The following is a 19,925-nucleotide window of genomic DNA, read 5'->3' on the forward strand; positions in this document are numbered from 1 at the left end:
ATGCAGACGACGCCGCTCCTCCCGGCCCCCGGGCCCGCCGAGGCCCCGAAGAAGGAACGCCTCTTCAGCCGAGGCCAGATCGTGGGCATCGCCGCGAGCCTCGCCTGTGTGGTGCTGCTGGCCCTGGCGGCCGCGGGCTGCCAGGCGTTCGAGGGCGGCCGGGTCCGCTCGACCGACGAGTTCCGGGCCTACGTACAGGACACGACGCAGACCGGCGCGGACGTCTACTACGAGCTGACGCCGACCCCCACGGGCGCGCCGTACGCCGAGAAGCAGGGCAGTTCGTCCTGCGTAGACGACTTCGGATTCGACGACGGTGACGTCACCCGCGACCAGCCGATCTTCACCTGGGATCTGAAGTTCGCTAGCACCGACGACTACCGCACCGCGCTGAAGTCCCTCAAGGCCGTCTGGAAGAAGCAGGGCCACCAGGTCAAGGACCTGCCGCCCGCCGCCCCCGGCGAGGCCGGCCACGGCCTCCCCGGCATCACCACCACCCTCGATGACGACATCGAGGTCACCGTCCACCCCGGCTACTACACCGGCAAGCCCGAACTCCGGGTGGAGGGCGCGTGCACCCGGTACACGGACGAGTACGGCGACGAGTACGACTACATGTACGACGACAACGGGGACGGCACCGTGGACGACTTGGAGAAGCCGGACTACTGAGCCGCCTGACCAATCGGTTCAGCGGAACTCGGCCAGCCGCGGCCGCAGTCCCACCACCGTCAGGGCACCCGCGGCGAGCAGCAGACCGACACCCCACGGCAGCAGGCCGGTCACCTCGGAGCGGCCGGCGGCGACCGACGCCGTGAAGTGGTGGCGGTTGATGTCGGTCAGCTCGTCCAGGGCGGCCATGTACGCGCCGAAGTGCGCGTTGGACGTGCCCGGTTCCCAGCCCATGCAGAACGCGACGGCCTCCCGCTCCTTGCCCTGCGCGACGAGCGCCCGGATCTTCCGGTCGTCGCGCTGGTAGACGGCGTACGCCTCGACGGTCTTCTCGGCCGCGGCACGCTCCCCGGCGAAGGTGATGTTGTCGAGCTCGCGCCGGTACTCGCCGGTGAACTGCGGATGCGCCTGGTCGCCGCGGTACGCCTGCCAGGTCCGGTCGAGACCGGCGTCGTACGTCGCCAGGGTCGCGCCCCTGATGCCGTACAGCTTCTGCGACTTGTCGAGGAACGTCTTCGCGTACTGCTCGCGTCGGTCCGGGTCGAGGAGGTAGCGGCTCTCGTCGGCGTTCGCGTCGTAGGCGGTGGCGCGGGCGCGGGAGAGGGCGACGACGGAGTCGAAGGCGTCCCGGCGGGCGCCGCGCAGGTGCCCGGCGGAGGCGGACAGGAACTGGGCGCCGAGGAGGACCGCGAGCAGGGTGCACACGGTGGCGGCCAGCACCCCCGGGTTGAGGACGCGGTGGAAGCGGCGGGCCAAGTACCACTGGAGGGCGCCGAGTACGGCGAGGAGACAGACGCCGAGCGCCACGACGGCGGCGAGTTGACCGGAGAGGGCCGAACGGGCCCGGTCGTACGTGGAGTTGAAGGCGTCATTGTTGGAGTCCACCAACTGGCGCGCGTTGGGCAGGAGTTCGATCTGCAGCAGGTCGGTCGCCATGCGGTAGTCGACGAGCGCGGCAAGCTTGCCGCCGGGGCGGCCGTCGTTCTCCAGGGCGCGCCCTATCAGCTCCTGGTACTGGGCGAAGTAGTCGGTGAGGGACTCCACCGTCTTTTCGTCGTCCCTGTCCCCCTGCGCGGCGACGGCGAGGGTGCGCAGGTCATGGCCGATGTCCTTGCGCGCATCGTCGTAGAAGCCGACGGCCTTGTCGTACGGCGTCGCCAGGCGCCCCTTGCCCGCGTTGCCGCTGGACAGCAGCATGTTGGCGGCCTGCGCGTCCATGTCGTTGAGGGCGAGGTCGAGGTCGGCCGCGCTGGTGGTGCGCGGGGCGTCGCGGCCCGCGACCGTGCCCCAGGTGCCGGAGGCGCCGAGCCCGGCGAGCGCGAGCAGCAGGGCGAGGGCGGCCGACAGGACGAGGACGGCGGCGCGCAGGAGGCGCAGGCGTCCGGGCAGCGTGGACCAGAACCTTCGGTGCAGTGCGGCGGCCGCCTCGCGGTGGATACGGCGGCGGGGGTGCGGGCCGTCCGGCCGCGACCCCCCTCGTGGCCGCGGGCCGGACCCGCCCCCGGGCGGGGTGACCCGTCCAGGCTGTGACTGTGCGACAGTTCTGGCCCCCGCCTCAGAACCGCGCTCGGTTCCGGCCGTGAGTGTCACGAGCCCTCCAACGTCACGCCACGGACGGTCGCCCGTCCCCCGTGCCGCTCAGTCTGCGACCGGTTTCGGCCACCGACGCCGCCCGTTGACGCGCCCCTGACGCCTTCTCGGCTTCTCTTGACGGCGGCTTGACGCCCGCGGCGGGCGGGCCGTAAGAAAGCCGCAAATACCCGGCTGTACTGGCAGGTTCGGGCATCCGCCGGGGCTAGATTTCTGGTCGGCCGCCGGAGAGGCCGCGGACGTCAGTGGCATGACGGCTTCCCTCCCCGGAAGCACCCGCGAAGACGCCCTCGGAAGCAACCTCATCGCCTTCCGAGGGCGCCTTGCGGACGGGCTCTCCGGTGCGGCCGAGCACGCGGCGGCGGCGCCTTGCGTCGTCGTACCGCCGCCGACGTCCGTGCGCAGCTCTGCGGGGGCCGGGGCCCCGGCCCCCGCAGAGCCCGGCGGCGGAACGACCCCAACCGCGCCCGCCGCTACTCCCGGCTCGCCGCCTACGCCCAGTCGCAGCTCGCCCTCACCGTCTTCGCCGCCGACCCGCGCGTCGCCGCCGTCTCCGTCCACCCGGGCGTGTGCGCCACGGCACTGCTCCCGCTCTACGCGCACGAGGGCGTGACCCCTGCCGAGGGCGCCGCCCATGTGGTCCGGCTCTGCGACCCAGAGGTCGAGATCGTCAACGGCGCGTACTACGACCGCGCCGAGCGCGTCGACCCGGCGCCCGCGGCCACCGAGGAGCGCACCGTCAAGCGCCTGAGCAAGCTCGCCGACCTCCTCGTCGGCCGCCCCGCCTGACCATCCGTTCACGTGAAGGAGTTGCCGTACGTGTCCAAGCGCGCCCGTAAGAAGAAGGCCCGCCGAAAGAAGAAGGCCAACCACGGCCGCAAGGCGGGGCAGAGCTGACCGCTGCGGGCCTCCGCCCCGGGAGCAGGGGCGGAGGCCCGCCGGCCGGTACGAGAAGGCGGGCGAAAGGTCGGAAAGGGTCCGAAAACCAAGAGGGGACGAAGGCCCGCCACAGGCGCCCGCCCCGCCGGTCTTAACGGAAGCTTGACGCGATCGGCCCCTCATCCAGAGGCCCTCGGATCACTCTCTGCATACGCTGGTTCCGCCGTCGCCCGATGGCCGGAACCGTTCGCATAGCCGTACGTTTGGAGAGCCCGTCGATGGCCACCACCACCCCCGCCCGCACGAGTCGCCTGCGTGCGTGGATGCTGGAGGGCCTGTCGGAGATCGGCAAGGCCGGCCGGCAGCAGGCCTCGCAGGCCGAACCGGAACCCGAGGCCGGGCACGCCGCTCCCGAGCACAAGGGCCAGCGCTGGTGGCGGGTCATGTGCCTGACCGGCGTCGACTACTTCTCCACCCTCGGCTACCAGCCCGGCATCGCCGCCCTGGCCGCCGGACTGCTGTCGCCGGTGGCCACCATCGTGCTCGTCATAGTCACCCTCGCGGGCGCGCTGCCCGTGTACCGGCGGGTGGCCGAGGAGAGCCCGCGCGGCGAGGGCTCGATCGCGATGCTGGAGCGGCTGCTGACGTTCTGGAAGGGCAAGCTGTTCGTCCTCACCCTGCTCGGCTTCGCCGCCACCGACTTCCTGATCACCATCACCCTGTCGGCGGCGGACGCCTCCACCCACCTGGTGGAGAACCCGCACCTGACCAGCACTCTGCACGACAAGCAGATGCTGATCACCCTCGTCCTCGTGGCCCTGCTGGGCGCGGTGTTCCTCAAGGGCTTCCTGGAGGCGATCGGGGTCGCGGTCGTCCTGGTCGGCATCTACCTGGGGCTGAACGTCGTGGTCGTGGTCGTGGGGCTGTGGCACGTCATGACGCAGGGCCATGTGGTCACCGACTGGACCACCGGCCTCACCGCCGACCACGGCAACATCTTCGCGATGATCGGCGTCTCGCTCCTCGTCTTCCCCAAGCTGGCGCTGGGCCTGTCCGGCTTCGAGACCGGCGTGGCCGTCATGCCGCACGTCGAGGGCGACCCCGACGACACCGAGGAGAACCCGAAGGGCCGTATCCGGGGCACCAAGAAGCTGCTGACGACCGCCGCCCTGATCATGAGCGTGTTCCTGATCGCCACCAGCTTCATCACCACCCTGCTCATCCCGGAGAAGGAGTTCGAGTCGGGCGGCCAGGCCAACGGCCGCGCACTCGCCTACCTCGCCCACCACTACCTCGGCGGCGCCTTCGGCACCGTCTACGACGTCTCGACGATCGCCATCCTGTGGTTCGCCGGCGCCTCCGCCATGGCCGGGCTGCTCAACCTGATGCCCCGCTACCTGCCCCGCTACGGCATGGCCCCGCACTGGGCACGCGCCGTGCGCCCCATGGTCATCGTCTTCACCCTCGTCGCGTTCCTGGTCACCTGGATCTTCGACGCCGACGTCGACGCGCAGGGCGGCGCCTACGCCACCGGTGTCCTCGTCCTGATGTCCTCCGCCGCGATCGCGGTGACCATCGCCGCGCGCCGGGCGGCCCAGCGGGGCTGGACGATCGGCTTCGCGGTCGTCTCGGCGGTCCTCCTCTACGTCACCGTCGTGAACGTCATCGAGCGCCCCGACGGTGTGAAGATCGGTGCCTGCTTCATCGCCGGCATCATCCTCATCTCGCTGCTGTCCCGGCTCGCCCGCGCCTTCGAGCTGCGCGTCACCCATGTCGATCTAGACCCCATGGCGGAACGTTTCGTCCGGGACATCGCCAGCCGCCGCATCCGGTTCATCGCCAACGAGCCCGGCAACCGGGACAAGGCCGAGTACCGCGAGAAGATCGAGCAGATCCGCGCCGACAACGACGTCCCGGCCCAGGAGGACTTCGTCTTCGTCGAGGTCACCGTCCTCGACGCCTCGGAGTTCGAGGCGGACGTGACCGTACGCGGCGAGGTCCTGCACGGCCGCTACCGCGTCCTGACGCTGGAGTCCTCCTCCATCCCCAACGCCCTGGCCGCGCTCGTCCTGCACGTCCGCGACAGCACCGGCTGCATCCCGCACATCTACTTCGAGTGGACCGAGGGCAACCCGTTCACCAACTTCCTCCGCTTCTTCCTCTTCGGCCAGGGCGAGGTCGCCCCCGTCACCCGGGAAGTCCTGCGCGAGGCGGAGCCGGACCGCTCACGGCGGCCCCGGGTGCACGTGGGCTGAGCAGGGGCACGCTTCAGTCGCCGCCGACGCCCACCGTGAAGCCGATGACCGCGCCGCCCCCGTCCCGCCGGAAGGCGAACGGCGCCCCGCCGTGGGCCGTGGCCACCTCGCGGACGATGGACAGGCCAAGACCCGAGCCCGGCAGGCTGCGGGCGTCGGCGGCTCGGTAGAACCGGTCGAAGATCCGGACGAGATCACCGTCGGCGATACCGGGACCGCGATCGAGCACCTCGACGCGGACGTTCCCGATGCCACCATCGGCAGTGGTGGTGCCCGTGACGGCGATCTCGACGAGCGCCTTGCCACTGCGGTCGAACTTCACCGCGTTCTCCACGAGGTTGGACACCGCGCGCTGGAGCGCGCCGGGGCGCCCGTCGACCGTCGTGGAGCCGCTCACCCGGACGGTGATCTCACGGCCGCTGCGACGGCGGGCGAGCAGCGCGACGTCCTCGGCGACGTCGGCGAGATCGATCCGCTGCATGGGTTCCGTGTCCGACTGCCCGGCCGCCAGCGCCACCAGCTCGTTGACGAGGTCCGTCAGCTCCCGGGACTCCTGGGCCAGGTCGGCGACCAGCTCCTCCCGGACGGCGGGCGGCAGTTCGTCGATACGGCGCAGCATCGAGATGTTCGTACGCAGCGAGGTCAGCGGCGTACGGAGTTCGTGTCCCGCGTCCTGGACCAGGCGCCGCTGGTCCTCCTCCGACTGGGCGAGCCGCCCCAGCATCCGGTCGAAGGACCGGCCGAGCCGCGCCACCTCGTCGTACCCGGTGACCGGCACCTGGATGCCGAGCCGCCCGGTGCGCGCCACGTCCTCCGCGGCGCCGGCCAGCCGCACCAGGCGCCGGGTGATCCTGCGGGCCAGCCACCAGCCGGAGAGCCCGGCGGCGATCACGACCGCGAGCTCCAGCAGCACCGTCCGCTGCTGGAGCTCGTCGAGCAGGTCCTCCGTGTCGCTGAACTCCTGCGCCACCTGCACCGCACCCCGGCCTCCGCCGAGCGCGACCGTCGCCACCCGGTAGCGTCCGTCGCCGACCTGGACCTCCTTGTGCTGCACGAGCGTGCCCGCGGCCCGGGCGGCGGCGATCCGCCGGTCGTCCGCGCCGACGGGCAGGCCGGGGTTGCCGCGGTCGTCGACCGTCCCGTCCGCGTCGAGCACCTGCACGTTCGTACGGCTCGGCCGGATGATGTCGTCGCGCGGCCCGTCGTGGCCCGGATCGGGATCGGCCGACGCGAAGTCCTCCGGCAGCAGCGCACTCCCGCGCACCTGGTCGCGCAGGTCCTGCACGACCTCGGCGAAGACGGTCTGCTGGTCGACCCGGACGAGCCGGGCGGCGGCGTGATAGCTCAGAAAACCGACGAGGACGGTGACGGCGGCGGCCACGGCGGCGAACGACACGGTGAAGGTCGTCCGCAGGGACGACACCCGCCGCAGCGAGAACCGCACCCGCGGGCGGAGGCGGGAGAGCCGAGGCGGCACTCAGTCCTCCCTCAGCACGTACCCCACGCCCCGCACGGTGTGGATCAGCGCCGGCGCGCCCGGTTCGTCGAGCTTGCGCCGCAGGTAGCCCACGTAGACGGCCAGGTTCTTCGAGCCCGGGCCGAAGTCGTAGCCCCAGATACGGTCGTAGATCGTGGCGTGGTCGAGGACGATGCCGGAGTTGCGCACGAGCAGTTCGAGCAGCTCGAACTCGGTGCGGGTCAGCTCCAGCTCGCGGGTCCCGCGCCAGGCGCGGCGGGCCGCCACGTCCATCCGCAGCCCGGCGACCGAGACCTGGCCGGGCGACTCCTTCGCCGCCGGTACGTCGACGGGGGCGCTGTTCTCCGCGGACGTGCGCCGCAGCAGGGCGCGCAGCCGCGCGAAGACCTCCTCGACGTCGAACGGCTTGACCACGTAGTCGTCGGCGCCCGCGTCGAGACCCGCGATCCGGTCGGCGGTCTCCACGAGCGCGGTCAGCATCAGGATCGGCGTGCGGTCACCCTCGGCACGCAGCACCCGGCAGACCTGCAGGCCGTCGATGCCGGGCATCATCACGTCCAGAACCAGCACGTCGGGTGGCGTCCGATGGGCCTGCGCCAGCGCCTCGACGCCATCGGCGACCGCGGTCACCTCGTAGCCCTCCAGCGTCAGCGCACGTTCCAGCGCATGACGGATGGCACGATCGTCCTCGGCGAGCAGCAGATTGGGCACGGCACCAGTCTGCACGGCCCCCGGCCCGGTACCACCCGCTGCCTGGGGCTCCCGGCATCCTTCTTACCGGGCTCTCACTCCACCGCCCGGCATGCCGGCTCGTCCGCCGGGAGGTCGGCGATCGGTGCCGTAGCGGCTGTCGGAACGGCGGCGATCAGCTCCGCCACCTCGATCTCGATGCTGCTGTCGGGCCGGCCGCTGCCGCAGTGCACACGCCCCAGGCTGCCGACGGACTCGTCGAAGACCACCACCGCGGCCCGGTCCGCGGACACCGGGCACACCCCGCCCGGCCGCATCCCCGCCCGCGCCAGCCGCCCGGCGTCGGCGGGAGACAGATCGCCTCGGCGGACCCCGGCCGCGCGGGCGAGGGCGCCGTACCGCAGTCGTGCGTGGCCGGGCAGCGCCGCCAGCAGGAGACGGTCCTCGGGGGTGACGAACGCCAGGGTCTTGACGGTCCGCTCCAGCGGAACGCCCAGCGCGGCGCACACCTCCACAGGACTGGCCACGTCGGGGTGCTCATGCAGCCGGAAGGACGCGCCGAGCGCCGCGAGGACCTCCGGCGGACCGATGGGGGCGGGATCGTTCACCTCGCCGAGATTACCTTGCAGGGGACGGGAGTTGAGGCGGTGCCGCGCCTCAGGCCGTCGATCTCGCCGATGACCTGAAGCACGGCACCGCCTCACCGTCGGGGGCGCAGGGCTCCCTACGCCGGCCGCAGCGCCGCGAGCTGCTGCTCGAACGGTACGACCTGGAACGCGTCCACCGAGGTGACCGCACCTTTCAGGGAGCGGGGCGCGATCGCCGCGGTGGTGTCGGTGTCGGGCACGACCGCTTCGGTACGGCCCCCGGCGCCCATGAACCGGGCCAGCTCCGCCCCGGCCCGCTCGATGCGCCCCTCAAGACCCTCGTCGCCCCAGTCCTCCGACGCCGCGTACACGGCGGTCGGCAGGACCAGGGCCCGCAGGTAGGAGAAGAGCGGGCGCAGCGCGTGCTCGGTGACGAGGGAGTGCCGGGCCGTTCCTCCGGTCGCACCGACGAGCACCGGCTTCCCGGTCAGGGAGTCCTTGTCGATCACGTCGAAGAAGGACTTGAAGAGCCCGCTGTAGGACCCCGAGAACACCGGGGTGACCGCGATCAGGCCGTCCGCCGCGGCCACCGCGTCGAGCGCGCCGGCCAGCCGGGCCGCCGGGAACCCGGCGACCATGTGGTGCGCGATGTCGGTGGCCAGGTCGCGCAGTTCGACGACCTGGACCTCCACCTCGGTGTCCGCGTGGCGGACGGTCGCCGCGGCGAGCCGGTCGGCCAGCAGCCGGGTCGACGACGGAACACTCAGTCCCGCCGAGACGACGACGAGCTTCATGCGACGGTCACCTCCTGAGAAGAACCCTGAGAAGCGGCCACGCGGGCCGCGTGAGTGGGTGCCTCCGGCACGTCCGCCGGGCGCCCCTTGGCGAACTCCTCGCGCAGGACCGGCACGACCTCCTCGCCGAGCAGGTCGAGCTGCTCGAGCACGGTCTTCAGCGGCAGCCCGGCGTGGTCCAGCAGGAACAGCTGACGCTGGTAGTCACCGGCGTACTCCCGGAAGGACAGCGTCTTCTCGATCACTTCCTGCGGCGAGCCCACGGTCAGCGGCGTCTGCTCGGTGAACTCCTCCAGCGACGGACCGTGCCCGTACACCGGCGCGTTGTCGAAGTACGGCCGGAACTCCCGTACGGCGTCCTGCGAGTTCTTGCGCATGAACACCTGGCCGCCGAGCCCGACGATCGCCTGCTCCGGGGTGCCGTGCCCGTAGTGGGCGTAGCGCTGCCGGTACAGCTCGACCATCTGCTTGGTGTGGGAGGCGGGCCAGAAGATGTTGTTGTGGAAGAAGCCGTCGCCGTAGTACGCGGCCTGCTCGGCGATCTCGGGCGAGCGGATCGACCCGTGCCACACGAACGGCGCGACCCCGTCCAGCGGACGCGGCGTCGAGGTGAAGGACTGCAGCGGCGTACGGAACTTGCCCTCCCACGTCACCACGTCCTCGTCCCACAGGCGGCGCAGCAGCGCGTAGTTCTCCACCGCGAGGTTGATGCCCTCGCGGATGTCCTTGCCGAACCAGGGGTAGACCGGCCCGGTGTTGCCGCGCCCCATCATCAGGTCGACCCGCCCGTCCGCGACGTGCTGGAGCATCGCGAAGTCCTCGGCGATCTTCACCGGGTCGTTGGTGGTGATCAGGGTGGTGGAGGTGGAGAGGATCAGGTTCTCGGTGCGGGCGGCGATGTAGCCGAGCATCGTGGTCGGCGAGGACGGGACGAACGGCGGGTTGTGGTGCTCGCCGGTCGCGAAGACGTCGAGCCCGACCTCCTCGGCCTTCTGCGCGATGGTGAGCATCGCCTTGATGCGCTCACCCTCGCTCGGCGTACGGCCGGTCGTCGGGTCGGGCGTGACATCACCGACGGTGAAGATCCCGAACTGCATGGCGCTCACCTTCCGCAGATTCCCATGTTGTTGATTGTTCAACTATACCCACAGAACCGAGGGCGGTCGCCGACTATTCCCGCCCGGCCCGAAGCCGGAGCCGGATGCCGCCCCTGCTCCTGCTCCTGCTCCCGCTCCCGCTCCCGCGACGTACGATCCGGTCATGGCCGCACCCCGTCGCGACACCCGCGGGATCGTCGACCCGTCCGAGCTGCTGGCCCGGGTGCGATTCCGCCGCCACGAGCCCGCAGAGCCGCTGCGCCGGCACGTCGAGACGTACTGGTTCATCGACTGGGACCTGTCCGAGCCGTACGCCTCCCACATCGTTCCGCACCCGTCCGTCAATGTGACCTTCCAGTGGGACGAGGACGAGGGCCCGCCCTACGGCGAGGTCACCGGCGTCGCCCTCGGCCTCTTCACCCGGAAGCTGACCGGGCGGGGCCGGGTGTGCGGGGCGAAGTTCTGGCCGGGCGGCTTCCGGCCGTACGTGCCCGAGGTGCCGGTGTCGCGGTGGACGGGCTGCGCGCTGCCCGTGCAGGAGGTGTTCGCGCCGACCGCGTTCGCCTCGACCGCCGTGGGCGAGGGCCCCGAGAACACAGGCCCCGAGAACACGGCCCGCTCGGTCGTGAGCCCCGCCGACGACGCGGCCCGGGTCGCCGCGCTCGACACCTTCCTGCTCTCCCTCGCCCCGGCTCCCGACCCGCAGGCCGACCTCGCCATGGGCCTCGTCGACCGCATCCGCGCCGACCGCACCGTGCGCCGCGTCGCCGACTTCGCCCGCACGGAGGGCCTCTCGATGCGGGCGCTCCAACGGCTCTTCTCCGCGTACGTCGGCGTCAGCCCGAAGTGGGTCATCCTCCGCTACCGCATCCACGAGGCCCTGGAACTCGCCTCCACCCGACAGGACGTCGACTGGCCGACCCTGGCCGCCGACCTCGGCTACGCCGACCAGGCCCACCTGGTACGGGACTTCACGGCAACGGTGGGCGTCCCACCCACGGCGTACCAGTCCAGCCCGTCCGGCGCTTGAGGACGGATTTCAGCCCGTCCGGCGTTTGAGGACGAGGCCGTTCAGGCCGATAGCGGGGGGAAAGGGGGCGCAGCCCCCAGGACAACGGGACGGGCAGGGGCGGAGGGGGCGAAAACCCCGCAGGACCCACCCCACCCACCCCACCCACCCCGCCAGCCCCCATTCCGAATAACCCCTTGACCCCCCGCCCACACTCGGGCACATTTATCTGCGTGACACAGACACTGCACGACGCAAAGGAAGAGCAGCCCGCCCCGCACCCCGGGGCGACCGCCCGGCGCCGCTGGGCGATCCTCGGCGTCGTCCTCGCCGCCGACGTCCTCGACCTCCTCGACTCCACGATCACCAACATCGCCGCCCCCACCATCGCCGCCGACCTCGGCGGCGGCACCGGCCTCATCCAGTGGCTCGGTGCCGCCTACGCCCTGTCCCTCGGCGTGCTTCTCGTCCTCGGCGGGCGGCTCGGCGACAAGTACGGCCACCGCCGCCTCTTCCTCGCCGGACTCGGCGGATTCACCGCGGCCTCGGTCGCCTGCGGCCTCGCCATGAACCCCGAGTCCCTCGTCGCCGCCCGCCTGCTCCAGGGCGCCTTCGGCGCGCTCGTCATCCCGCAGGGCTTCGGCATCCTCGGCGCCACCTGGCCGCGCGACCAGATGAGCAAGGCCTTCAGCCTGTTCGGACCCGTGATGGGGCTCTCCGCCGTCGGCGGCCCGATCCTCGCCGGGTTCCTCATCGACGCCGACATCGCCGGACTCGGCTGGCGTCCGATGTTCCTCATCAACCTGCTCCTCGGCGGCGCCGCCCTCCTCGCCGCCGCCCGGCTCCTCCCCCGCGACACCGGCGACCGCACCGTCAGCGTCGACGGCCCCGGCTCCGCCCTCCTCGGCGCCGCCATGCTCGGCCTGCTCTCCGGCCTCATCGAGGGCTCGACGCACGGCTGGACCACGGCCCCCGTCCTGCTCATCGCCGCCGGACTCGCCTTCTTCGCCGCCTTCTGGCACCGCCAGCGCACCGCCGAGAACCCGCTGATCCAACCCTCCCTGCTGCGCAACCGCGGCTTCACCTCGGGACTCGCCCTCGGCGCCGTCTTCTTCGCCGCCGTCGCCGGACTCCTCTACGTCGTCTCGCTCTTCCAGCAGCAGGGCCTCGGCCGCTCCCCCGCGGGCGCCGCACTCGGCCTCGTCCCGCTGTCCGCCGGCATCGTCGTCGCGTCCATCGCCTGCCACCAGCTCATCGGCAGGTTCGGCCGCCGGCTCGTCCTCGCCGGACTCCTGATCACCCTCACCGGCACCGGCTACCTGCTCGCCCTCGTCGCCATCTCCGGCACAGACACCGGCAGTTGGGCCCTCGTGCCACCACTGCTCATCGTCGGACTCGGCATGGGCACCTGCTTCGGCACCGTGTACGACGTCGCGATCGGCGACATCGCGCCCAGCGAGGCGGGCAGCGCGGGCGGCTCGCTCGGCGCCGTGCAGCAGCTCGCCAACGCGGTCGGCGCCGCCGCCGTCACCACCGTCTACTTCAAGGCATCGACGCCCGGCGGCGGTGAGGCCCACGCCACCGTCCTGAGCCTCACCGTCGTCGCCGCCGTAGCCCTCCTGTGCCTCCCCCTCGTACGACTCCTGCCCCGCAAGGCACAGGAGCAGCACCACTGACCGCCGACCGGGCGGCGCTCAGGGGACGAGCACCAGACGCCCCCGCAGACCGCCCTCCGCCAGCCGGGCGTGCGCCTTGGCCGCCTCGTCCAGCGCGTACGTCTCGGCCACCCGCAGCGTCAGCACCCCCTCGTCGACCAGCGCCACCAGCTCCGCCAGGCGCGCCCCGTCGGGGCTCACCTCCACGGCGTCCGTGCGCACACCCCGCACGGACGCCGGCTGCGCTCCCGGGATGACGCCGGAGAACACACCGCCGTCGCGTACCCACTCCAGCGCCGCCTCGCCGAGAAGCGCCGCGTCGAGCACCGCGTCCACGCTGCGCGGCTCCACGGCTCCCGATACGACGCGGGCCGCCCCCAGCGACCGTACGAGCGCCTCGTCGGCCTCCCGGGCCACGGCGGTCACGGATATCCCCCGGTGGGCGGCGAGTTGGACCGCGTAGCCGCCGACCGCGCCCGCCGCGCCGGTCACCAGCAGGCTCTGGCCCGGCTCCAGGGCCAGCAGGTCGAGTGCCTGCGAGGCGGTGAGCGCGTTGAGGGGCAGGGTCGCCGCGTGCACGGCGTCGGCCGAGGCGGGCGCCTTGGCCACCGCGTCCGTGTCCACGACCACGTAATCGGCGTGCGTGCCAAAGGACTTGTCCGCGCCGTACGCCAGCGCAACCACCTCGTCGCCGACGCTCCACCCGGTCGCCACGCCCACGGCGTCGACCGTCCCGGACACGTCCCAGCCCAGCCCGAGCCGCTTGCCCGCACCCCCGAAGACTCCCGAACGCACGCCCGCGTCAACGGGGTTGAGCGCGGCGGCGGCGACCTTGATCCGGACCTGCCGGGCGGCCGGCTCCGGCACCACGGTCTCGGCGATCTCCAGGACCTCGGGCCCGCCGAAGGACTCCACTGTCACAGCACGCATGTCAACTCTCCTCATCACAAGGCCGTTTGCGCAGGTTTCCTGTTCCCTCCCTGCTGCGACAACCCTAGGAAGAGTTACTATCTATTGGTAAGTAGGCACCTGAAGGTGCGTAGGTCACCCAAGAGTGAGCGGTACGGGGGATACACCATGGCGACGACGACGGCGGCCCAGCGGCGTGAACAGGCACGCATCGAGTACGACGCGTTCATCAAGGGCTGCCCCACCAACCAGCTCCTCGCCCGCATCAGCGACAAGTGGGTCAGCCTCGTCGTCAGCGCGCTCGCCGAAGGGCCGATGCGCTACAGCGACCTCGGCCGCAAGATCGCCGGAGTCAGCCCCAAGATGCTGACGCAGACGCTGCGTTCGGTGGAGCGCGACGGCCTCGTCTCCCGCACCGTCACCCCGTCGGTGCCGGTCCGCGTCGACTACGAGCTCACCCCGCTCGGCACCAGCCTGACCTGCCTGCTGAGCGCCGTGAAGGACTGGGCGGAGGGGCACATCGAGGAGGTCAACGAGGCACGGGATCGGTACGATTCGGCTGCGGCGGCCTCCTGAGCCGCGGGCTCCCTAGGGGGCTTCCGGCTCGTCCAGATCCCCGCCGCGCAACCGGGCGACCTGCGCCGCACTGAAGTCGACCGTGCGGCGCATATGGCCGATGATCAGGGCGAGTTCGGCGTCGTCGACCGTGTCGAAGAGCGCGAACCAGCCGCCGCCCAGCCGGTCCCACATCCGCCCGAACTCGGCGATCTTCTCCGGCACGGTCGCCACCAGCACCCGGCGCCGGTCGACGGCGTCCCGCTCCCGGACGACGTACCCCGCCCTCTCCAGCCGGTCCACGAGCCGCGTCGCCGACCCCGTCGTCAGCCCGGTCAGCTCCGCGATCCGGCCCGTCGTCACCGGCCCGTCCTCCAGCCCGAGCAGGTTCACGCACTGCAGATCCGTCGGGTGCAGCCCGATGCGGTCGGCGACGGCCTGGTTGAAGAGCGCGTACGAGGCCATGTAGCGGCGCGACACCGTCGCCAGCTCGTCGAGCAGCCGCTCACGTTCTTTCCCGGCTTTCCCGGCTTTCCCGGCTTTCCCGGACATGCCCACGCCCTTTCGTCTGCGTCGTGCAGAAAGCGTACGACGCAGGCACCTGACTTCGGGTGAGGGATCGGCGGGAGGGGACCGGCGGCTAGAAGACGTACGAGTCCCCGGTGTCCAGCGCCAGGACCTGCTGCCGGTCGTTCGCGTGATTGCGGTCCACCGCGCCGCCGCTCCACAGCGTGTCGATCGTCAACGACACCTCCGACGGCACCTCCCGCAGCCGTACCCGCAACCTGATCTCCGCCCCCAGCCCGTCCGCCGCCAGCGCCCCCGTCCGGCACACCACCGTCCGCACCCCCGACCGCGCACACCCCTCCGGCAACTGCTGCCGGACCGCGAGCGGCTGCGACCAGCGCAGCCGTACCGTCGCGTCGTCGACGGCGCTCGGACCATGGTTCTGCGGGGTCAGCCGGAGATCGACGCGCCCGGCGTCCATGGACACGGTCCCGTGATAGGCGAGGTCGGCCTCGGGCCCCAGGGCGACGGCGGGCGACGCGGCCCCCATCGCGAGCGCCGCGCACGCACCCAACGCACCGACCGCAGAACCCGCCACGCAATGAATCCGCATACCGCCATCTCCTCCACATAGGTCATCAATTCATCCGATATATCCCCCTTCCGGCCAGGGCCAGGCGCCGTCCATCAGGTGACGGAGAGGCCCCTGCCTCCCCCATGCCAAAGTGACCACATGCTCATCGCCCGCTCCGTCGCCCTCTTCGTCGTCGCCGCGCTCTTCGAGATCGGCGGCGCCTGGCTGGTCTGGCAGGGCGTGCGCGAACACCGGGGCTGGCTCTGGATCGGCGCCGGCGTCATGGCCCTCGGCGTGTACGGCTTCGTCGCCACACTCCAGCCGGACGCCGAGTTCGGCCGCATCCTCGCCGCGTACGGCGGAGTCTTCGTCGCCGGCTCACTCGCCTGGGGCATGATCGCGGACGGCTACCGCCCCGACCGCTGGGACGTCACCGGCGCACTGATCTGCCTCACGGGCATGGCCGTGATCATGTACGCGCCGCGCGGCGGCAACTGAACCCGCGCCGCGCAAAGGACTCTCAGCGCGCGAAGGCCAGGATGTCGCCGACCGCCTCGCGCAGACTCCCGAAGTGCCGGTGTACGCCGTCCACCGCGGCCGGGGCGTTGACGCCCCACACCGTCATCCCGGCCCGCAGCCCCGACAGCACCCCGGACGGCGCGTCCTCGACGACCAGGCAGTCCTCCGGCGCGACCCCGAGCCGCCCGGCAGCCAGCAGATAAGGAACCGGCGACGGCTTGCCCTCGTCGACCGAGGCCGCGTCCACGACGACCTGCGGAACCGGCAGCCCGGTCCGGGCGAACCGCCCCCGCACCCGGTGCCCGTAGTTCGAGGTCACCAGCGCCCAGGCCCCGGCGGGCAGCGCGCCCAGCAGCTCCGACGCCCCGTCGAAGGCCGCGTACACGCCGGTCCGTACGTCCTCGTCCTCCAGCTCGTGCAGCAGGGCCAGGCACGTGTGCGGATCCCGGTCCGGCGCGACAGCCGCGAAGGTCTCCAAGGGCCGCGTGCGCAGCGCCACCCGGTGAACCTCGTCGGGGTCGAGCCCGTAGCGCTCGGCCCACATGCGCCACACGCGACGCTGGTTGTCCACCGCGTCGATCAACGTGCCGTCGACATCGAACAGGACGCACTTCGCGACACCGGGCCGAACAGATTCGCTCGTCACGCCTTGATCATGGCATCAGCGCAGAAAGGGAGACCCACGGGGAGGATTGTCGTGCACCGGCCGTCCGCCCCTCGGCGTCCCACAGCCCGCTCCCCGGACGCCCCGACGCCCAGGCCCGCGACCTGCCTATCCTGGCCGGGATCGAGGACGTACCGACGTGCCTCGTACATATGCCCGAGGAGCAGCCCATGACCGCCCCCGCCGTGCCCGCAGCCCCCTCCCGTATCGCCGTCGTCACCGGCGCGAGCAGCGGTATCGGCGCGGCGACGGCCCGGCAGCTCGCCGCGGCCGGGTACCGCGTCGTGCTCACCGCGCGCCGCAAGGACCGCATCGAAGCGCTCGCGGAGGAGATCAACACGGCAGGCCACCAGGCGGCGGCGTACGCCCTCGACATCACGGACCGCACGGCGGTCGACGAGTTCGCGTCGGCGTTCAAGACCATCGGCGTCCTGGTGAACAACGCGGGCGGCGCGCTCGGCGCGGACACGATCGCGGCGGGCGACCCGGCGGACTGGCGCCAGATGTACGAGACGAACGTCATCGGCACCCTGAACGTCACCCAGGCCCTGCTGCCCGCCCTCACCGCGAGCGGCGACGGCACGATCGTCGTCCTCTCCTCCACCGCCGGCCACGGCACGTACGAGGGCGGCGGCGGCTACGTGGCCGCCAAGCACGCCGAACACGTCCTCGCCGAGACGCTGCGCCTGGAGATCGTCGGCACCCCGGTCCGCGTCATCGAGGTCGCGCCCGGCATGGTCAAGACCGACGAGTTCGCGCTGACCCGCTTCGGCGGCGACAGCGACAAGGCGGCGAAGGTGTACGCGGGCGTCGCCGAGCCGCTCTCCGCCGACGACGTCGCCGACACCATCACCTGGGCCGTCACCCGTCCCAGCCACGTCAACATCGACCTCCTCGTCGTCCGCCCCCGCGCCCAGGCGTCGAACACGAAGGTCCACAGGGAACTGTGATGCCGGACGAGCCCACCGGGGGGACACCGGGCGACGCCTCCGATGTCTCGGACGTCTCCGGCATCTCCGACGTCTCCCCGGAGCAGCGCCGCCTCGCCCAGGAGAAGAAGAACGAACGCATGGTCTGGTACTACCTCGCGTACTTCCTCTTCGGCATCCACATCGTGGCGTTCGTCATGATCTACGCGGTGCTGCACGCGAAGTAACCGCGTGAGCGGCCACATAGGCTGCCGGGTTGTGAACAGACGACACATACCCTTCGATCGGCTGCACAACTTCCGCGACCTGGGCGGATACACCACCGACGACGGCCGGGCGGTCCGCTGGGGCCGCCTGTTCCGCTCGGACGGGCTCGGCAAGCTGACCGAGGGCACCGAGGGCACCGAGGACTGGGACGCCTTCCTCTCCCTCGGCATCCGCACGGTCGTCGACCTCCGCTACCCCTGGGAGATCGAGGCGAAGGGCCGCGTACCCGAGCACCCGTCCCTCACGTACCGCAACCTCAGCATCGAGCACCGCCCCTACGACCAGGCGGCGCTGACCCCCGACGTCGACCCCGGCCCCTACCTGGCGGCCCGCTTCGCGGAGGTGGCGGAGGACGGCACGAAGGAGATCCGCGAGGCGCTGGAGCTGATCGCCGAAGCGGGGGAATCGGAAGCCCCGCTTGTCTTCCACTGCGCCTCCGGCAAGGACCGCACCGGCCTGCTGGCCGCGCTGGTCCTCACGATCCTCGGCGTCCCGGAGCGGACCATCGTCGAGGACTTCACCCTCACCGAGCTGGCCACGGCCCGCCTGGTCGCCGACTGGCACACGACCCACCCCGGCCGCGAACTGACCTGGCCGGGCTACGGCAGGGCCCCCGCCGAGATCATGACCCTCTTCCTCGCGGACCTGCGCACACGGTACGGCTCGGTCCAGGCCTACATCACGGGGACGCTGGGCCTGGACGAGCCCACCCAGCAGCGCCTGCGCACGAACCTCCTCGAACCGGCGCCCCAGCAGCCCGAGTTGACGTTCCGCCGAGCCGACGAGAACGACCTCGCGACCCTGGTCCGCCTCCGCGACGAGGCGGCCCACTGGCAGAAGCGCACCGCCCCCGACATCGCCCAGTGGACCCCGGGCCAACTCGGCGAGGACCACTTCCGCACCCGCATCGAGCAGGGCGAGGTCTGGCTGGCCCACGCGGACTCGGCCGTGGTCGGCGCCTGGGAACTCTGGTGGGACGACCCGGCTGCCTGGGGCCCCCAACCCCCCACAGCCGCCTACATCCACCGCCTCATGACCGACCACACCACGGCCCCACGGGGCACAGGCCGCCGCATGCTGGCTCAGGCAGAGTCCCGCATCACCGCCTCCGGCCGCACCCTCGCCCGCCTGGACTGCATCTCCACGAACCCGCACCTGCGCGCGTACTACGAGAACGCGGGCTACAGGGTCGTAGGCGAACAGCCCATGAAGGACGGCGGAGCGGGCTCTCCGTACGCGGTGACGCTGCTGGAGAAGCGGCTCAAGTAACCCACACGGGTGAACCGGATAGATCACCCATACGGCACAGGAACGCCCGACCTAGGCTCGCGCCACAACATCAAAAAACGGCCCTCGGCCGGGACTGGCATCCCGATCGAGGGCCTGACCACCAAGGAAGTGGGCTTCCCTGTGGCTGAACGCGAGCCTAGCGCGCACCAATTCACACTGGACGACGCCCTCGGCGTCGAGACGACGGGGTTCATGGACCTCGAAGATCCCAACTACGCCTACATGTTCGGCTTCTTGCAGGCCGATGGGCATCTGGCGAAAGGAACGGGCCAGAAAGGGCGTCTGACAGCCGAGATCAACGTGCGGGACATCGACATCCTGCGCGAGTTCCAGAGGCTGACGCCGTACAACAGCAGCATCACCGAACGCACCCGCTCCACGAATTTCGCCGAGACCCACCACTCAGCGACTTGGACCCTGTGCTCCCTCGAAGCCAGGACCAAGCTCAACGAGCTAGGCCTGCCTTACGGCCGCAAATCCAAGGACATCGCCCCGCCCCGCGTCGAGTTCTCGCGCCTTGACTACCTCCGAGGCGTCATCGACGCAGACGGCTCGGTCGGCTTCACGAGCAAGGGCTTCCCTTTCATCTCCCTCACCACGGCCAGCACCGCCATCGGTGCCTACCTGTGTCACTACGCGAAGAAGGTGACAGGGGCTCAGCGCACCATCAAGCGCAATGCCCGCGACGGCATCTACAACGCCCTGTACACGATGGAGGTGGCCCAGAAGCTGGCCGCTCACCTCTACTACCCCGACTGCCTGGCCTTGGAGCGCAAGCAGACGGCCGCCGACTCTCTCGCTTCACGGGTCCGCCCAGCCGGAATGAGGGCGGCGTACACCCAACGCCGCTGGAGTGAACGGGAGGACCGAATCCTCCTGGAGCACAACAACCCGGCCTCGGCAGCCGAGGCGCTCGGCAGGACCATTCAGAGTTGCAGTCTGCGCCTTTGGCGCCTGCGCAGCGGCAAGGTACCCATGCCCACAAGTGATCAGTGACGGAGTGCGC

General features: G+C 71.3%; 20 protein-coding genes and 1 pseudogene. 11 read left to right on the forward strand and 10 right to left on the reverse strand.

Annotation, left to right across the window (positions count from 1 at the left end):
* Nucleotides 1-672: a hypothetical protein gene (locus tag AB5J56_RS19735; protein ID WP_369234047.1), complete on the forward strand. Its 672-nt coding sequence runs from the start codon at nt 1-3 to the stop codon at nt 670-672.
* 18 nt (nt 673-690) lie between these two features.
* Here the strand turns inward: AB5J56_RS19735 and AB5J56_RS19740 are convergent, their stop codons facing one another.
* Nucleotides 691-2,262 (reverse strand): hypothetical protein, encoded by a 1,572-nt coding sequence (locus AB5J56_RS19740; RefSeq protein WP_369234048.1) that lies wholly within the window; start codon nt 2,260-2,262, stop codon nt 691-693.
* Nucleotides 2,263-2,712: 450 nt separating this feature from the next.
* Here AB5J56_RS19740 and AB5J56_RS19745 point away from each other — a divergent pair.
* Nucleotides 2,713-3,051: pseudogene (locus AB5J56_RS19745) on the forward strand (short-chain dehydrogenase); the annotation flags it as partial.
* 368 nt (nt 3,052-3,419) lie between these two features.
* Nucleotides 3,420-5,396: an amino acid transporter gene (locus tag AB5J56_RS19750; protein ID WP_369234049.1), complete on the forward strand. Its 1,977-nt coding sequence runs from the start codon at nt 3,420-3,422 to the stop codon at nt 5,394-5,396.
* A 13-nt stretch (nt 5,397-5,409) separates the two neighbouring features.
* Here AB5J56_RS19750 and AB5J56_RS19755 read toward each other — a convergent pair whose 3' ends face one another.
* From AB5J56_RS19755 to AB5J56_RS19775, 5 genes are all read right to left on the reverse strand, one after another.
* Nucleotides 5,410-6,873, reverse strand: coding sequence for an ATP-binding protein (locus AB5J56_RS19755; RefSeq protein ID WP_369234050.1), 1,464 nt, complete (start codon nt 6,871-6,873; stop codon nt 5,410-5,412).
* The gene (locus AB5J56_RS19760) at nt 6,874-7,584 is read right to left on the reverse strand and encodes a response regulator transcription factor (protein ID WP_369234051.1); all 711 of its coding nucleotides are present in this window, start codon (nt 7,582-7,584) and stop codon (nt 6,874-6,876) included.
* A gap of 74 nt (nt 7,585-7,658) precedes the next feature.
* Nucleotides 7,659-8,171 (reverse strand): aminoacyl-tRNA deacylase, encoded by a 513-nt coding sequence (locus AB5J56_RS19765; RefSeq protein WP_369234052.1) that lies wholly within the window; start codon nt 8,169-8,171, stop codon nt 7,659-7,661.
* Nucleotides 8,172-8,287: 116 nt separating this feature from the next.
* Nucleotides 8,288-8,944, reverse strand: coding sequence for a CE1759 family FMN reductase (locus tag AB5J56_RS19770; RefSeq protein WP_369234053.1), 657 nt, complete (start codon nt 8,942-8,944; stop codon nt 8,288-8,290).
* Entirely contained in the window at nt 8,941-10,041 is a 1,101-nt protein-coding gene (locus tag AB5J56_RS19775) for an LLM class flavin-dependent oxidoreductase (RefSeq protein WP_369234054.1), read from the reverse strand. Before AB5J56_RS19775 ends, AB5J56_RS19770 begins: the two co-directional genes overlap by 4 nt.
* A gap of 163 nt (nt 10,042-10,204) precedes the next feature.
* Here AB5J56_RS19775 and AB5J56_RS19780 point away from each other — a divergent pair, with 163 nt between their 5' ends.
* Complete coding sequence (locus tag AB5J56_RS19780) at nt 10,205-11,071, forward strand: DUF6597 domain-containing transcriptional factor (RefSeq protein WP_369234055.1); 867 nt, start codon at nt 10,205-10,207, stop codon at nt 11,069-11,071.
* Between the two features lie 212 nt (nt 11,072-11,283).
* Nucleotides 11,284-12,726, forward strand: a complete 1,443-nt coding sequence (locus tag AB5J56_RS19785; protein WP_369234056.1) for an MFS transporter — start codon at nt 11,284-11,286, stop codon at nt 12,724-12,726.
* 18 nt (nt 12,727-12,744) lie between these two features.
* On the opposite strand, the gene AB5J56_RS19790 is transcribed toward AB5J56_RS19785, so the two are convergent.
* Nucleotides 12,745-13,635, reverse strand: coding sequence for an NADP-dependent oxidoreductase (locus tag AB5J56_RS19790; protein WP_369234057.1), 891 nt, complete (start codon nt 13,633-13,635; stop codon nt 12,745-12,747).
* A gap of 147 nt (nt 13,636-13,782) precedes the next feature.
* Between AB5J56_RS19790 and AB5J56_RS19795 the strand changes: the two genes are divergently transcribed.
* Nucleotides 13,783-14,190, forward strand: a complete 408-nt coding sequence (locus AB5J56_RS19795; RefSeq protein ID WP_369234058.1) for a winged helix-turn-helix transcriptional regulator — start codon at nt 13,783-13,785, stop codon at nt 14,188-14,190.
* A gap of 12 nt (nt 14,191-14,202) precedes the next feature.
* Here AB5J56_RS19795 and AB5J56_RS19800 read toward each other — a convergent pair whose 3' ends face one another.
* Entirely contained in the window at nt 14,203-14,721 is a 519-nt protein-coding gene (locus AB5J56_RS19800; RefSeq protein ID WP_369234059.1) for a MarR family winged helix-turn-helix transcriptional regulator, read from the reverse strand.
* An 88-nt stretch (nt 14,722-14,809) separates the two neighbouring features.
* Nucleotides 14,810-15,289, reverse strand: coding sequence for a hypothetical protein (locus tag AB5J56_RS19805; protein WP_369234060.1), 480 nt, complete (start codon nt 15,287-15,289; stop codon nt 14,810-14,812).
* Nucleotides 15,290-15,409: 120 nt separating this feature from the next.
* Here AB5J56_RS19805 and AB5J56_RS19810 point away from each other — a divergent pair, with 120 nt between their 5' ends.
* Nucleotides 15,410-15,748 (forward strand): YnfA family protein, encoded by a 339-nt coding sequence (locus tag AB5J56_RS19810; RefSeq protein WP_369234061.1) that lies wholly within the window; start codon nt 15,410-15,412, stop codon nt 15,746-15,748.
* Nucleotides 15,749-15,770: 22 nt separating this feature from the next.
* Here the strand turns inward: AB5J56_RS19810 and AB5J56_RS19815 are convergent, their stop codons facing one another.
* Nucleotides 15,771-16,415 (reverse strand): HAD family hydrolase, encoded by a 645-nt coding sequence (locus AB5J56_RS19815; RefSeq protein ID WP_369234062.1) that lies wholly within the window; start codon nt 16,413-16,415, stop codon nt 15,771-15,773.
* A gap of 188 nt (nt 16,416-16,603) precedes the next feature.
* Here AB5J56_RS19815 and AB5J56_RS19820 point away from each other — a divergent pair, with 188 nt between their 5' ends.
* The 4 genes from AB5J56_RS19820 (at nt 16,604) to AB5J56_RS19835 (ending at nt 19,915) form a co-directional block, all read left to right on the forward strand.
* Nucleotides 16,604-17,383, forward strand: a complete 780-nt coding sequence (locus AB5J56_RS19820) for an SDR family NAD(P)-dependent oxidoreductase (protein ID WP_369234063.1) — start codon at nt 16,604-16,606, stop codon at nt 17,381-17,383.
* Nucleotides 17,383-17,589 (forward strand): hypothetical protein, encoded by a 207-nt coding sequence (locus tag AB5J56_RS19825; RefSeq protein WP_369234064.1) that lies wholly within the window; start codon nt 17,383-17,385, stop codon nt 17,587-17,589. Before AB5J56_RS19820 ends, AB5J56_RS19825 begins: the two co-directional genes overlap by 1 nt.
* 31 nt (nt 17,590-17,620) lie before the next feature.
* Nucleotides 17,621-18,898, forward strand: a complete 1,278-nt coding sequence (locus AB5J56_RS19830; RefSeq protein ID WP_369234065.1) for a GNAT family N-acetyltransferase — start codon at nt 17,621-17,623, stop codon at nt 18,896-18,898.
* A gap of 213 nt (nt 18,899-19,111) precedes the next feature.
* A complete protein-coding gene (locus tag AB5J56_RS19835; protein WP_369242659.1) occupies nt 19,112-19,915 on the forward strand; it encodes a hypothetical protein in 804 nt (267 codons plus the stop codon).
* Nucleotides 19,916-19,925 lie beyond the last annotated feature (10 nt).

Source organism: Streptomyces sp. R21, assembly GCF_041051975.1.
In the GTDB taxonomy this organism is placed as follows: Bacteria; Actinomycetota; Actinomycetes; order Streptomycetales; family Streptomycetaceae; genus Streptomyces.